The following is a 13,441-nucleotide window of genomic DNA, read 5'->3' on the forward strand; positions in this document are numbered from 1 at the left end:
GTCAGCCGACGGAGACCGCGGGCGGGCCGGAGGCCACCCCCGCGTCCTCCATGGCCGCGGCGATCTTCTGCGCCTCCTCGATGAGGGTCTCCACGATCCGCGACTCGGGGACGGTCTTGACGACCTGTCCCTTCACGAAGATCTGGCCCTTGCCGTTGCCGGAGGCGACCCCGAGATCGGCCTCGCGGGCCTCCCCCGGTCCGTTGACCACGCAGCCCATCACGGCCACCCGCAGCGGTACTTCCATGCCTTCGAGCCCGGCGGTGACCTGGTCGGCGAGCTTGTACACGTCTACCTGGGCACGGCCGCAGGACGGGCAGGACACGATCTCCAGGCGGCGCTGCCGCAGCCCGAGCGACTCCAGGATCTGGATGCCGACCTTGATCTCCTCGACCGGCGGGGCCGAGAGGGAGACCCTGATGGTGTCGCCGATGCCCTCGCCGAGCAGCGCCCCGAAGGCGACGGCCGACTTGACCGTCCCCTGGAAGGCCGGTCCCGCCTCGGTCACTCCGAGGTGCAGCGGATAGTCGCAGGCCGCGGCGAGCCCGCGGTAGGCGTTCACCATCACGACCGGGTCGTTGTGCTTCACCGAGATCTTGAGGTCGCCGAATCCGTGCTCCTCGAAAAGCGACGCCTCCCAGAGGGCGGATTCCACCAGGGCCTCCGGTGTCGCCCTGCCGTGTTTCTCGAGGAGTCGCCGGTCGAGCGAGCCCGCGTTCACTCCGATACGGATCGGAATGCCGGCGGCGGAGGCCGCCTTCGCGATCTCCTTCACCTTGTCGTCGAACTGCTTGATGTTTCCCGGATTCACCCGGACCGCCGCACAGCCCGCGTCGATCGCCGCGAACACGTACTTCGGCTGGAAGTGGATGTCGGCGATCACCGGGATGCGCGACTTCTGCGCGATGACCGCGAGCGCGTCCGCGTCGTCCTGGGTCGGACACGCCACCCGGACGATCTGGCAGCCGGCCGCGGTCAGCTCGGCGATCTGCTGGAGCGTCGCGCCGACGTCGGAGGTCCGGGTCGTCGTCATCGACTGCACCGAGACGGGCGCGTCCCCGCCCACCGCCACCGGCCCGACGTGGATCCGCCGCGAGACGCGGCGCTCCGCCAGGGGCCGGGGCGGGGGGTGGGGAAGCCCCAGAGGGACGGAACGACCGTCCGCTCCCGCGCTCACGACGTCACCCGTGGTTCTGGGAGACGGTCTCGCGGGCCGCGCGCAGGGACTCCTTGAGCGAGCCCATGGTGGCGAGGACGGCGGTGGGCTCGTAGCCGCAGTGCGCCATGCAGTTGGCGCAGCGCGGGTCCTTGCCCCGGCCGTACTTGTTCCAGTCGGTGTCCTCGATCAGCTCCCGGTACGTGGGGACGTATCCGTCGCTCATCAGGTAGCAGGGCCGCTGCCAGCCGAAGAGGGAGTAGTTCGGGATCGCCCAGGCGGTGCACGGGAAGTCCGCCTTGCCCTCCAGGAAGTCCAGGAAGAGCGGCGAGTGGTTGAGCCGCCAGCGGCGCCGGTTGCCGCCGGCGAACGCCTTCTTGAACAGCTCGCGGGTCTGCTCGACGCCGAGGAAGTGCTCCTGGTCGGGGGCCTTCTCGTAGGCGTAGGCGGGCGAGATCATCATTTCGTCGACCTGAAGGTCGTCGTTGAGGAAGTTCAGCACCTCGATGATCGTCTGGGGGGTGTCGGTGTTGAAGAAGGTCGAGTTGGTGGTGACCCGGAAGCCCTGCCTCTTGGCCTCCTTGATCGCCGCCACCGCCTCGTCGAACACGCCCTCCTTGGCCACCGACTCGTCGTGCCGCTCACGGAGCCCGTCGATGTGCACCGCGAAGGCGAAGTACGGGGAGGGAGTGAACTTCTCCAGCTTCTTCCGCAGCAGGAGGGCGTTGGTGCAAAGGAAGACGTACTTCTTCCTCGCGACCAACTGGCGCACGATCTCGTCGATCTGAGGGTGCATCAACGGTTCGCCACCGGCGATGGAGACCATCGGGGCACCGGACTCCAGCACGGCGCCGACGGCTTGCGCGACCGGCATGCGCTGCTTGAGGACGCCCGCCGGGTGCTGGATCTTGCCGCAGCCCTCGCATTTCAGGTTGCAGGCGTACAACGGCTCCAGTTCGACGATGAGCGGGAACTTGTCCCGCTTGCGGAGCTTCTGTTCGAAGAGATAGGTCCCGACCCGGATGGACTGACGGAGCGGCATGGCCATACTCGCTCACCTCCTGGGGAGCAGCAAAGAACGGTGCCATTCGAAGAAAGCGGGAAGGACGGCACGAAGAACACGGAAGGCTGATATTCCCCCGCGCACCGTGCCGATTCGGACCAGCTCATGCTCTGGAGCGTCCACGACCACCCGGACGGCCGCAACCGGACGGGGTCCGGCGGCGAGCGCGGTACGGAGCGTGGCGGCGGACTCCATGTCGACCGCGATCGCCCCGCCGGCCAGCAGCTCGGCCCGCTCGTGACCGCGTACGACGTGGTCCGATCCGGTCAGCGGGCCGGTGTGGACGGTGCGACCGGGCAGCGCTCGGACCAGGGCCTTCACAAGGAGCTCGGTACCCGTGCAGGGCGTGTCGCCGTCCGGGTCACGGGTTCCCTCGGCGACCACGAGGTCCCCGGGGTGCATCCCGGGGGCGAGGCCGGCGCAGAAGCCCGAGGCGAGCACGGCGGCGTCGCGCCAGGGCTCGCGCCCCAGCTGCCGGGCGACGGCCCGGCGGGCGTGCGCGGGGCCCATGCCGGTGCGCAGCACGTTCACCGGTCCGGCGGCGCCGCCGAGGCCGCCGCTCCGCAGGGCGAGCTGCTCGATGCCGAGCGCACAGGCGATCAGGAGCGGCGGCACCGCACCGGCCGACCGGGAACCGGCGGATGCCGAACCGGCCGATGCGGAACCGGCGGGCTCCGGTCCGCGGGGCATCATCCCTCCCCGGCGTGCGCGGGACCGGCGTCCGCACCGGGGCGCCCGGCTCGGGCCGAGCCGGGCGCCCGGGCCGGCAGCCCGGCCGGCTCGGGTTCGCCGTTCAGGTACCGGCCGAGCGCGGTGAGCGGGAAGACCAGCCGGTACAGGTGGTAGTTGATGGAGAAGTCCCAGGGGAAGCCGGTGCCGGTGAAGTACGGCTCGTCCCAGGTCCCGTCCGCCCGCTGGGTCTCGGTGAGCCAGGCGACGCCCCTCTCGACGGCCTCGCTGTCCCGCTCCCCGGCCGCGAGCAGCGCGATCAGCGCCCAGCCGGTCTGCGAGGCGGTCGAGACACCGCGCCCGATCCAGCTTCGCTCCTTGTACGAGCGCAGGTCCTCGCCCCAGCCGCCGTCGTCGTTCTGCACGGACTCCAGCCAGGCGACAGCGCGCCGGAGCGCGGGATGCGTGACGGGCAGTCCGGCCGCGGTGAGCGCGGGCACCACGGAGGCTGTTCCGTAGAGGTAGTTGACGCCCCAGCGCCCGAACCAGCCCCCGTCGGCGTCCTGTTCGGCGAGGAGCCAGTCGATTCCCCTGCGGGCGCGCGGGTGTTGCGCCTGCCCCTCGTAGCCGAGCACCTCGACGACGTGCGCGGTGACGTCGGCCGACGGCGGGTCGATCACCTCGCCGAAGTCGCAGAACGGCAGCCGGTTGGGGAACGGGCTGGTGTTGTCGGCGTCGAAGGCGCCCCAGGCCCCGTTGCGCGACTGCATGCCGAGGGTCCAGCGCGCGGCGCGGGCGACGGCCGCGTCGACCTTGGCGGGGTCGGGGTGCTTCACCCGGCGCAGGGCGAGGATCACCTCGGCGGTGTCGTCGATGTCCGGGTAGTTGTCGTTGTGGAACTCGAACGCCCAGCCGCCGGGGGCGAGTCCGGGCCGCCGCACGGCCCAGTCCCCCTTCTTGACGATCTCCTCGTCGAGCATCCAGTCGACGGCCCTCACCAGCGCCGGGTGGTCGGGCGCGAGCCCCGCGTCGGCGAGCGCGATGGTGGCCAGGCAGGTGTCCCAGACCGGGGACTGGCAGGCCTCGATCATGCGGGCGCCGTCCTCGCGCCACACCGCGAACCGGTCGAGGGACTCCAGGCCGGCCCGCATCACGGGGTGCTCGAGGTCGTAGCCGAGCAGGTGCAGGGCGATCAGCGAGTACACGGCGGGCGGCTGGATGCCGCCCCAGCAGCCGTCGCTCTCCTGCCGCTCGACGATCCAGCGGGCGGCCGTGTTCATCGCCGCCCGGCGCAGCCGGCGCGGCGCGACCCGGTGGTAGACGTGCAGCGCCTTGTCGAGCCGCTGGAAGACGCCGTCCCAGCTGGCCGGCGGGGCCGGGCGGGCGGGCGGGACCGGCCGGGCGGGGTCGGTGTGCAGCTCGGTCAGCGGGAACGGCGCGGGGCGCACCGGGCGCTTTGCCGAGACGACGCTCAGCGGCACGATGGTCTGCCGCGCCCAGCAGCCGAAGTCGTAGATGTTCAGCGGGAACCACGAGGGCAGCAGGATCAGCTCCGGCGGCACCTCGGGCAGGTCGTCCCACCTCCACCAGCCGAACAGGGCCAGCCAGATCCGGGTGAAGACCCGGGCGGCGGCGATGCCGCCGTGCTCGCGGATCCACGCGGCGGCACGTGCCATGTGCGGGTCCTCGGGCCGGTCCCCGGCGAGCCGCAGCGCCACGTACGCCTCGACGGTGGTGGACAGTTCGCCGGGCCCGCCGTAGAACGTGGCCCAGGTGCCGTCCTCGCGCTGCTCGCCGCGGATGAACAGGGCGGTGGCGCGGGTGGTCTCCTCGTCGCGGATGCCCAGGAACTGACGGAGCAGCAGGTCCTCGGCGTCCATGGTGACGTTGGTCTCGAGGTCGCCCTTCCACCAGCCGGCGGCGTCCTGGCGGGCGAGGAGGTGCTCGGTCGAGCGCTGTGCGGCGCGCGCGGCGGCGCCGCGCAATTCGCCCGGAGCGGATGGTGTGTCGGTCGTACGGCCGGCCTCGGCAGCCCGGGGTCCCACGGCCCCGGCGCTTCCGTCGGTCGTCGCTGTCATGGCGTCCCCTTCGTGCAGTCGGTTGCTTCTGCTTCTTCGGGTCTGCCGTCGGCCGGCGCCGGATGGCGCCGGCCGGCGACCGCGCACTCATATCAGGGTGATGGTGATCATCTCTTCCGTACGACGACGAAGTCGGCGAGCGCGACGAGCTGCGCCCTGACCCGCTCGGGCATGTCGACCTCGTGCAGGGCCTCGATGGCCGTTCCGTGCTGGCGGCGGGCCTCCTGAGAGGTCCACTCGCGGCCGCCGGCCTCCTCGATCAGGGCGGCGCGGGCGGCGAACTCCTCCTCGGAGAACGAGTCGAAGTCGGTGCTCTTGGCGTCGGCCGCGAGGAGCTGCCCGAGCCGCTCGGAGGCCGGGCCGCCGGCCGCGAGGGCGGCGACGACCGGCAGCGACTTCTTGCGCTGGCGCAGGTCGCTCCAGGTCTGCTTGCCGGTGGCCTCCGGGTCGCCCCAGATGCCGAGCAGGTCGTCGACGGCCTGGAAGGCGAGGCCGAGGTGGTAGCCGTACTCCTCCAGCTTGTCGGCGGTCCGGTCGTCGGCGCCGCCGAGCACCGCTCCGATGGAGACGGCGCAGGCCAGCAGCGCGCCGGTCTTGTTGCCCTCCATCGTCAGGCACTCCTCGACCGTGACCCGCTCACGGTGCTCGTAGGAGATGTCCTGCGCCTGCCCGTCGATCAGCTTGCGGGTGGCGGTGGTGAGCCGGCGGGTGGCGCGGCCGGCCTCGACGGTGCCGAGTTCCAGGAGCAGTTCGTTGGCCAGCGCGAACAGCGCGTCGCCGACGAGGATCGCCTGGGCCGGGCCGTGCACCTTCCAGACGGTGTCGCGGTGCCGGCGCTGCTCGTCGCCGTCCATCAGGTCGTCGTGCAGCAGCGAGAAGTTGTGCACCAGCTCCACGGCGACGGCGCCGGGGATGCCGATCTCGGGGGCTCTGCCGGCGGCCTCGGCGGAGAGCAGCGCGAGCGCCGGACGGACGGCCTTGCCGCTGTCGGCGTCGGTGGGGTTGCCCTGTGCGTCGATCCAGCCGAAGTGGTAGGCGGCCACGGTGTCCATGGGCGGTGCGAGGCGGTCGACGGCCGCCCGCAGGACGGGGGTGCACAGGGCCCGCCCCCGCTCCAGAAGTGCGGTCACGTCCGCGGTGTCGACAACCGGGTTGCCCGGTGGCACAGTCGGCACGGTCTCTCCTCTTGTTCCGGTACTCACGCTCATACCGCCTCCTGCAGCGGATGTTCATGGGGGCGGCCGAGGGCCGAGAGTGCTGCGTCGGCGGCACTGAAGCCGCTGCGCACAGCACCCTCCATGGTGGCGGGCCAGCCGGTGGCGGTCCATGCGCCGGCCAGGGCGAGGCCGGGCGCGGCGGTGCGGGCGCCGGGGCGGAGCCGCCCGACGCCCGGGGTGGGCGCGAACGTGGCCGTCCGCTCCCGGGTGACGAAGAAGTCCCGTACGCCGGCGCCGCGGGCGGCGGGCAGCAGCCGCTCCAGCTCCGGCAGGTAGCGCTCCCGCAGGACGACGACCGGCTCGTCGATCTCGTCCTGCGCGGCCGACTGCGAGACGGCGAGGTACTGCCCTCCACCCTTCAGGCCGGAGGACTCGGTGCGGTCGAAGACCCACTGCACCGGCGAGCCGAGCGCGGTGAAGAAGGGCTGCCGGAGGACCTTGCGGTCGTAGACGACATGGACGTTGAGGATCGGCGCGGTGCCGATGTCGAGCAGCCGGTCGGGGTCGGCGAGCGCGCCCTCCGGCAGCAGGCCGTGGGCCTCGCGCTGCGGAACGGCGAGGACGACGGCGTCGGCGTCGAGGGTCTCGCCGGGAACCTGGACGGCCCAGCGCCCGTCGGCCGTACGGGAGATCCGCTCGGCCTTGGTGCGCAGTTCGGTGCGGACGCCGAGTGAGTCGAGGGCCTTGCGGGCCCGGGTGTCGTGCAGTTCGCCGAGCGGGACGTGCGCCCAGCCGATGTCGGCCGCGCCGGGGTCGGAGAGCAGCCCGGTCTTGAAGACCATCGCGGCCAGGCCCATGGAGGCGTGCGGCGCGGTGGCGTTGAGGGTGGCGACGCCGACGAGGTCCCACAGGGCCTCGATGGTGCGCGGCGTCTGGCCGTGCCGGCCGAGCCAGGTGGCGAAGTCGATGCCGTCGAGGGCCGGGTCGGCGGGGTCGAGCTTCTTGAGCGCGAGGGCGGCGCGCGCCACCCCGGCCCGCTCGGCCGGGGACAGGTGCGGGTAGGTCGCCAGGCTGGCGGCGAGGTGCAGCGGTACGGGCAGGCCGGTGCGGCGCAGCCGCCCGAGCCGGGGCCCGCGCGGGTGCGCGACGTCGAGCACGGGCACGTCGAGGCGGTCCTGCAGCGGGGCGAGGTGGGCGGCGTCGATCCGGTCGAGGAACCAGCGGTACGCGGTGCAGCAGCGCAGGTAGACGTGCTGGCCGTTGTCGACGGTCAGCTCCCCGCGCTCGAACGAGAACGCGAGGCCGCCGAGCCGCGGCCGGCCTTCGAGCAGGGTCACGCGCGCCCCGGAGTCGGCGAGCCGCAGGGCGGCGGTGACTCCGGCGAGTCCGCCGCCGACGACGACGGCGTGCGGAGCCGCCGCGAACGCGGTGGAGTCCGGTGCGTCGCGGTCGCCGGGCGCCGTGAGGCGACCCGTGCTGTCGTCCGTCGTCACGACGCCTCCCTTCGTGCCGCCCCAGGCATGGACGCGGTACTCCTCGCGCGGGTTGCGCGGGCGGCCGCCACGGCCCGGCCGCCGCGAGGCGCCTGGCCTGCGGCACGGACCACAGGAGCCAGGGGTTCAGCTCGACTCGTCACGCGCGCCTCCTCACGGTGCGGCGGGAGATGTGCCGGGCGTCCAGGCCGGAGAGGCCGCGGACGGCAACGTACGCCTTCTCCCGGCCGGGCAGCGAGACCCGGCCGCGCAGTACGGCCTCGGGGTCGCGCTCGATCCGGTCGAGGAGTCTGCGGTAGATGCCGGCCATGGCGGCGACGCACGCCCCGCTGCGCCGGTCGAGCATCGGCAGCAGCCGGTAGCCCTCGGCGAACAGGGCACGGGCGCGGCGGACTTCGTAGTGCACGAGTCCGGCGAAGTCGGCCCCGGGGGGCAGGGCCGCGTCCTGGAAGCCGTCGGTGCAGCCGAACTTGGCGAGGTCGTCGGCGGGCAGGTAGACCCGCCCGTTGCCGGCGTCCTCGCGGACGTCCCGCAGGATGTTGGTGAGCTGGAGCGCGAGCCCCAGCGTGTCGGCGTACTCCGGGGCGCGCTCGGCGCCGTGCGCGCCCGACTGGGTGCCGAACACGCCGAGCGAGAGCCGGCCGATGGCGCCCGCGACGCAGCGGCAGTAGACCTTGAGGTCGTCCCAGGTCTCGTAGGTCTGGCCGCGCACGTCCATCAGGACGCCGTCGATCAGTTCGTCGAGCCCGCCGAGCGGGATCGGGAAGCGCTCGGCGGCGTCGGCCAGGGCCACGGCGACCGGATCGGTGTCGTCCTGGTCCACGTCGCCCTTGCGGATCCGGTCGAGCAGCGCGCGGGTGGCCTCCAGCCGCTCTCGCTTGGTCTCCGGCGCCAGCTCGCCGTCGCCGATGTCGTCGACCCGCCGCGAGAAGGCGTAGAGCGCCGACATGGCCTGGCGCTTGTCGGCCGGCAGCAGCCGGATCCCGTACGCGAAGTTGCGGGCCTGCTGCCCGGTGACGGTCTCGCAGTAGCTGTACGCGGCCCGTACCGGCGCGGACAGCTCGTTGTGCGGCTCCACGGTCCGGCTCACCCCTCTCTCCGCGCCCTGCGCAGGACGCGGCTCGCCGCGCGCACCAGTGCGGGCCGGCCGGCCCTGGGCGGCCCGGGCAGGACGTCGAACCCGGCGGCGGTGATCGCGTCGAGGGCGGCGTGACCGCCGGCCGTGAATCCGGCGAGCAGCAGGCGCAGCCTGCCGTGCACGCTGCCCACCAGCGGGGCGCCCTCGTCGAGCAGGGTGCGGGCCCGCTCGGCCTCGAAGGCGATCAGGCTGCGCACCGACGCGCTCGCACTCGGCCGCGCCAGGTCGGCCTCGGTGACGTGGAAGCGCTTCATGTCCTCGGCGGGCAGGTAGATCCGGTCCCGGCCGAGGTCCTCGGCGACGTCCTGGAGGTGCTCGACGATCTGCAGCGCGGTGCAGATCGCGTCGGAGCGGCCCAGCCGCTCGGGGGTGGCGGTCCCGGTGATCGCCAGGACCAGCCGGCCGACGGGGTTGGCGGAGAGCTCGCAGTACGCGAGGAGGTCGTCGTAGGTCTCGTAGCGGCGGACCACCTGGTCCTGCCGGTTGGCCTCGATCAGGCCGAGGAACGGGCCGGGGGTGAGGGAGCAGCGCCGGACGGTCGGCTGCAGGGCGCGCAGCAGGGGGTGCTGCGGGGTCCCCTCGAAGACGCGCATGAGGTCGGCCTCGAAGGCGTCGAGCAGGGCGAGCGGGTCGTCGGCGTACTCGGGTTCGACGCCGAGGTGCCGGGCGTCGGCGCCACCGGGGGCGAGGTCGCCGTCGCCGATGTCGTCGACGAGGCGGGCGAAGCCGTAGACGGCCATGAGGTCGTCGCGCCAGGCGCGCGGCAGGAAGAAGGGGGCCACGGGGAAGTTCTCGTCCGCGGCCTTGCCGAGTGTGGTGCGCGAGGAGGCGTCGGGGCGCACCTGCCCGGCACCCGTCACTGCGGGCTGCCCGACGCGGGGACGGCCGTACCCTCGCGGAGCTGGAGATCATCCGTCATTGCCGTCACATCTCCCGTTCTACACTGCCGACCCAATACATCCTATTTCGGACACGCCGCCGGTCCTCGCCGGTGGAGTGACCGCCCGGAGGGCGGATGCCTAGGGGTTATCGCCCCACTTGCCGCGAATCGGCACCGCTACAGCTTACGTTGTACAACGCACAGTGCCGCGTCGGGGTGTGCGGCGGACGACGATCACACCACGTCAGAACGCCAACCACCCCGTGCGCCATGGCACTTGACGCACGTAAGGAACCGTTGTCGGCCCGTGACCCTCAGTCGGCGCGGACGCCGGAGACCAGCATGGCCAGGGTCCGCTCGACGACCCCGTCCCGCCGCCCGGCCGGAAGTCGCCGCAGCGGCCCGTCCACCAGCAGCAGCGACAGCCCGTGGACGGCCGACCACGCGGCGGCCTGTACGTCCGGCGCGGCCGGCCGGGGCGCCGGGCCGGCCGCGGCCAGCGCCGCGAGCGCCTCGGTGAGCAGGGCGAACGCCCGCACCTCGGGCTCCGCGGCCGGTTCCGCACCTGCCCCGGCGAGCCATCCCATGCCGCACGGCGGGCGCGGGGTGCAGAACGCGGCGCGGTACAGGCCCGGCTCGGCGAGCGCGAAGGCGACGTACCCGCGGACCAGGGCGGCGAGCCGGCACTCGGCGGCGAGCGCCGGGTCGTCGGACCCGTGGGCCCGGCTCGCGGCCCGCTCCATCGCCTCGGCGAGCGCCCCCTGCGCGTGTCTCTTCACCGCCCCCAGCAGCTCCCCCTGCCCGTCGAAGTGACGGTAGGCGGCGGTCGGCGAGACGCCGACCCGGCGGGCCGCCTCGCGCAGCACCACCCGCTCGGGACCGCCGTCCGCTGCGAGGTCGACGGCGGCGTCGACCAGCGCGTTGCGCAGGTCGCCGTGGTGGTAGGACTTTCCCCCCGAGATCGCTGCCATGGGATCATCCTGCCCGATGTTGACCGCATGAACTTTCCGGACGTGGCGTGCCCGTCCGGCACATCACCCGTGCGTGGCGGCGGCACGCACGAGGCCCCCGCCGGATCACTCCGACGGGGGCCTGCGCGTGCGGCCGGGACTACTTCCCGGTCTCGCGCTCGTACGCCTTCAGCACCTCGTCGGCGGGCCCGTCCATCAGCAGCTCGCCCTTCTCCAGCCACAGGACGCGGTCGCAGGTGTCCCTGATCGACTTGTTGCTGTGGCTGACCAGGAAGACCGTGCCTGCCTCCTTGCGCAGCTCGCGGATCCGCTCCTCGGAACGGATCCGGAACTTGCTGTCACCGGTGGCCAGCGCCTCGTCGATCATGAGGACGTCGTGGTTCTTGGCGGCCGCGATGGAGAAGCGGAGCCGGGCTCCCATGCCGGAGGAGTACGTCCGCATCGGGAGGGTGATGAAGTCACCCTTCTCGTTGATGCCGGAGAAGTCGACGATGCCCTGGTAGCGGGCCTTGATCTCCTCCTTGCTCATGCCCATGGCCAGACCGCCGAGGATGACGTTGCGCTCGCCGGTCAGGTCGTTCATCAGCGCCGCGTTGACGCCGAGGAGCGACGGCTGGCCGTCGGTGTAGACCTTGCCGCTCTCGGTCGGCAGCAGTCCGGCGATGGCCCGCAGCAGGGTCGACTTGCCGGAACCGTTGGTCCCGATCAGGCCGATCGCCTCGCCGCGGTACGCGGTGAAGGAGACGCCGCGCACGGCGTGCACCTTGCGGACGCCCCGGGCCTCGCCCTTGCCCCTGCCGAGTATCCGGCTCAGCGCGGCGGTGGCACTGCCCTTGCCGCCACCGCCTCCGTTGACCCGGTAGACGATGTGGACATCGTCGGCGATGACGGTGGGGACGCGCCCCTGGTTGCGGTTGTCATCCACGGCCGTACCTCTCCTCCGCCTTCCAGAAGTACACGAAACCGACGACGCCGAGCAGCACGGCCCAGCCGAGGCCGGCCATCCAGACGTGCGACGGCAGGTTCTCGGAGCCGTATCCGTCGATCAGTGCGAAGCGGACCAGGTCCATGTAGACCGCCGCCGGGTTGTACATGAGGACGTCGGCGATCCACGCCGGCTTGTCCGCGAGCATCAGCGGGATCGAGAACATGACGCCGGAGGCGTACATCCAGGTCCGCATGATGAAAGGCATCAGCTGGGCCAGGTCGGGCGTCTTGCTGCCGAGCCGGGCCATGATCATTGCGAGGCCGGTGTTGAAGACGAACTGCAGCGCCAGCGCGGGCACGACCAGCAGCCAGCTCAGCGACGGGTAGCTGCCGAACGCGACGGCGATCGCGACCAGCACGATCATCGAGAACAGCAGCTGCTGGAGCTGCTGCAGCGCGAACGAGATGGGCAGCGAGGCGCGCGGGAAGTGCAGCGCCCGGACCAGACCCAGGTTGTTGGAGATCGCGCGCACACCCGCCATCACCGAGGACTGGGTGAACGTGAAGACGAACACACCGGTCACCAGGAAGGGGATGTACACCTCCTTCGACATGCCCCGGCTCGCGTTCAGGATCAGCCCGAAGATCAGGTAGTAGACCAGCGCGTTGAGCAGCGGGGTCGCCACCTGCCACAGCTGGCCCAGCTTGGCCTGGGCGTACTGGGCCGTCAGCTTCGCCTGGGAGAACGCCAGGATGAAGTGGCGGCGCCCCCACAGCTGCCGGACGTACTCGACGAGGCCCGGCCGGGCACCGCTCACCGCGAGGCCGTACTTCGCGGCCAGCTCCGCCGGGGAGAGGCCGTCGTCGACGGATGGCGGCGCGGTCATCGCGATCGCACCCTCATGGGTTGTGTCACTCACAAGTTGAAACTTTCGTGTTCAAGATGCGCGGCAAGTCGGGTGCCGGGGGCGCGGCGCGTCCGTGCCCCGAGGAGTAACCCGATGCTCTCAGATACCGAGCTTGTCAGATGACAGGAGGGCGGCCCAGTCTGGTCAGCCGCCACACCGTACGCCACTTCATGGGCCGACGCGGACCGCACGGGGTGGTCCAGCCCTCCTTGAAGCCGCCGAACCAGGCCTTCAGCGCGGCCCCGGAGGGCCGCCTGACCAGGGTGAGCAGCAGCCAGACCCCCAGGTAGAGCGGGATCAGCGGGGCGGGCAGGTTCCGCCGGGCCAGCCAGACCCGGTTGCGGGCCACGTTGAAGTGGTACGTCGCGTGCCGGGAGGGCGGCGTCGTGGGGTGGAACAGCACCATGTCGGAGCGATAGTCGATCATCCAGCCGGCGTCCAGCGCCCGCCAGGCGAGATCGGTCTCCTCGTGGGCGTAGAAGAACTCGTCCGGCAGCCCGCCGACCTCGGCCGTGACCTTGGTACGGACGGCGTTGGCGCCGCCCAGGAAGGTCGTCACGCGCGAGGACCGCATCGGGTCGGAGGCGCGCAGCCGGGGCACGTGCCGGCGCTGGGTGAGCCCGGTCTCCGGGTCGGCGATCCGGAAGCTGACGATGCCCAGCTTCGGGTCGGCGGTGAAGGCCTGGCGGACCAGCTCGGCGGTGTCGGTGTTCGGCAGCAGGCCGTCGTCGTCGAGGAAGAGCAGGACGTCGACGTCGGTGCCGCCGGGGCCGAAGGCCTCGATGCCGACGTTGCGGCCGCCGGGGATGCCGAGGTTCTCCGGCAGGTCGATGGTCCGCACGCCCGCGGGGACGTCCGTGACGGGCGCGCCGTTGCCGACCACGACGACCTCGACCGGGTCGCCGTCCTGTCGGGCGACCGAGTCGAGCAGGGCGCGCAGGTCGTCGGGGCGGTTGCCCATGGTGATGATGACGGCGCCCAGCTTCAGTGGCTTGCTCATG

Annotated in this window: 12 protein-coding genes; all 12 read right to left on the reverse strand. The window is 72.2% G+C overall.

What is annotated here, in order from left to right:
- Position 1 precedes the first annotated feature (1 nt).
- The gene (gene ispG / locus R2D22_RS06110) at positions 2 to 1,177 is read right to left on the reverse strand and encodes a flavodoxin-dependent (E)-4-hydroxy-3-methylbut-2-enyl-diphosphate synthase (RefSeq protein ID WP_318101751.1); all 1,176 of its coding nucleotides are present in this window, start codon (positions 1,175 to 1,177) and stop codon (positions 2 to 4) included.
- A gap of 4 nt (positions 1,178 to 1,181) precedes the next feature.
- Positions 1,182 to 2,204 (reverse strand): adenosyl-hopene transferase HpnH, encoded by a 1,023-nt coding sequence (hpnH, locus tag R2D22_RS06115; RefSeq protein ID WP_318101752.1) that lies wholly within the window; start codon positions 2,202 to 2,204, stop codon positions 1,182 to 1,184.
- A gap of 6 nt (positions 2,205 to 2,210) precedes the next feature.
- Positions 2,211 to 2,909: a phosphorylase family protein gene (locus R2D22_RS06120; RefSeq protein WP_411976983.1), complete on the reverse strand. Its 699-nt coding sequence runs from the start codon at positions 2,907 to 2,909 to the stop codon at positions 2,211 to 2,213.
- A complete protein-coding gene (shc, locus tag R2D22_RS06125; protein ID WP_318101753.1) occupies positions 2,909 to 4,966 on the reverse strand; it encodes a squalene--hopene cyclase in 2,058 nt (685 codons plus the stop codon). The genes R2D22_RS06120 and shc overlap by 1 nt, the downstream gene beginning before the upstream one ends.
- A 107-nt stretch (positions 4,967 to 5,073) precedes the next feature.
- On the reverse strand, positions 5,074 to 6,174 hold the full coding sequence (locus R2D22_RS06130) for a polyprenyl synthetase family protein (RefSeq protein WP_318101754.1): 1,101 nt from the start codon (positions 6,172 to 6,174) through the stop codon (positions 5,074 to 5,076).
- Positions 6,171 to 7,616, reverse strand: coding sequence for a hydroxysqualene dehydroxylase HpnE (hpnE, locus tag R2D22_RS06135; protein WP_318101755.1), 1,446 nt, complete (start codon positions 7,614 to 7,616; stop codon positions 6,171 to 6,173). The genes R2D22_RS06130 and hpnE overlap by 4 nt, the downstream gene beginning before the upstream one ends.
- A gap of 139 nt (positions 7,617 to 7,755) precedes the next feature.
- Positions 7,756 to 8,706 (reverse strand): presqualene diphosphate synthase HpnD, encoded by a 951-nt coding sequence (hpnD, locus tag R2D22_RS06140; protein WP_318101757.1) that lies wholly within the window; start codon positions 8,704 to 8,706, stop codon positions 7,756 to 7,758.
- Positions 8,703 to 9,596 (reverse strand): squalene synthase HpnC, encoded by an 894-nt coding sequence (gene hpnC, locus R2D22_RS06145; protein WP_318101758.1) that lies wholly within the window; start codon positions 9,594 to 9,596, stop codon positions 8,703 to 8,705. The genes hpnD and hpnC overlap by 4 nt, the downstream gene beginning before the upstream one ends.
- Before the next feature lie 352 nt (positions 9,597 to 9,948).
- The gene (locus R2D22_RS06150) at positions 9,949 to 10,605 is read right to left on the reverse strand and encodes a TetR/AcrR family transcriptional regulator (protein ID WP_318101759.1); all 657 of its coding nucleotides are present in this window, start codon (positions 10,603 to 10,605) and stop codon (positions 9,949 to 9,951) included.
- Positions 10,606 to 10,744: 139 nt separating this feature from the next.
- A complete protein-coding gene (locus R2D22_RS06155; protein ID WP_318101760.1) occupies positions 10,745 to 11,530 on the reverse strand; it encodes an ABC transporter ATP-binding protein in 786 nt (261 codons plus the stop codon).
- Complete coding sequence (locus R2D22_RS06160) at positions 11,523 to 12,452, reverse strand: ABC transporter permease (RefSeq protein WP_318101761.1); 930 nt, start codon at positions 12,450 to 12,452, stop codon at positions 11,523 to 11,525. Before R2D22_RS06160 ends, R2D22_RS06155 begins: the two co-directional genes overlap by 8 nt.
- Before the next feature lie 103 nt (positions 12,453 to 12,555).
- On the reverse strand, positions 12,556 to 13,440 hold the full coding sequence (locus R2D22_RS06165; protein WP_318101762.1) for a glycosyltransferase family 2 protein: 885 nt from the start codon (positions 13,438 to 13,440) through the stop codon (positions 12,556 to 12,558).
- Position 13,441: the final 1 nt, after the last annotated feature.

Source organism: Streptomyces sp. HUAS YS2 (genome assembly GCF_033343995.1).
Taxonomy (GTDB): domain Bacteria; phylum Actinomycetota; class Actinomycetes; order Streptomycetales; family Streptomycetaceae; genus Streptomyces; species Streptomyces solicathayae.

What these genes read in the sequence shown, in the direction of transcription:
- hpnH (WP_318101752.1), bottom strand. Translation starts at nt 2,204, where the DNA reads ATGGCCATGCCGCTCCGTCAGTCCATCCGGGTCGGGACCTATCTCTTC.
- R2D22_RS06120 (WP_411976983.1), bottom strand. Translation starts at nt 2,909, where the DNA reads ATGCCCCGCGGACCGGAGCCCGCCGGTTCCGCATCGGCCGGTTCGGCA.
- shc (WP_318101753.1), bottom strand. Translation starts at nt 4,966, where the DNA reads ATGACAGCGACGACCGACGGAAGCGCCGGGGCCGTGGGACCCCGGGCT.
- R2D22_RS06130 (WP_318101754.1), bottom strand. Translation starts at nt 6,174, where the DNA reads ATGAGCGTGAGTACCGGAACAAGAGGAGAGACCGTGCCGACTGTGCCA.
- R2D22_RS06150 (WP_318101759.1), bottom strand. Translation starts at nt 10,605, where the DNA reads ATGGCAGCGATCTCGGGGGGAAAGTCCTACCACCACGGCGACCTGCGC.
- R2D22_RS06165 (WP_318101762.1), bottom strand. Translation starts at nt 13,440, where the DNA reads ATGAGCAAGCCACTGAAGCTGGGCGCCGTCATCATCACCATGGGCAAC.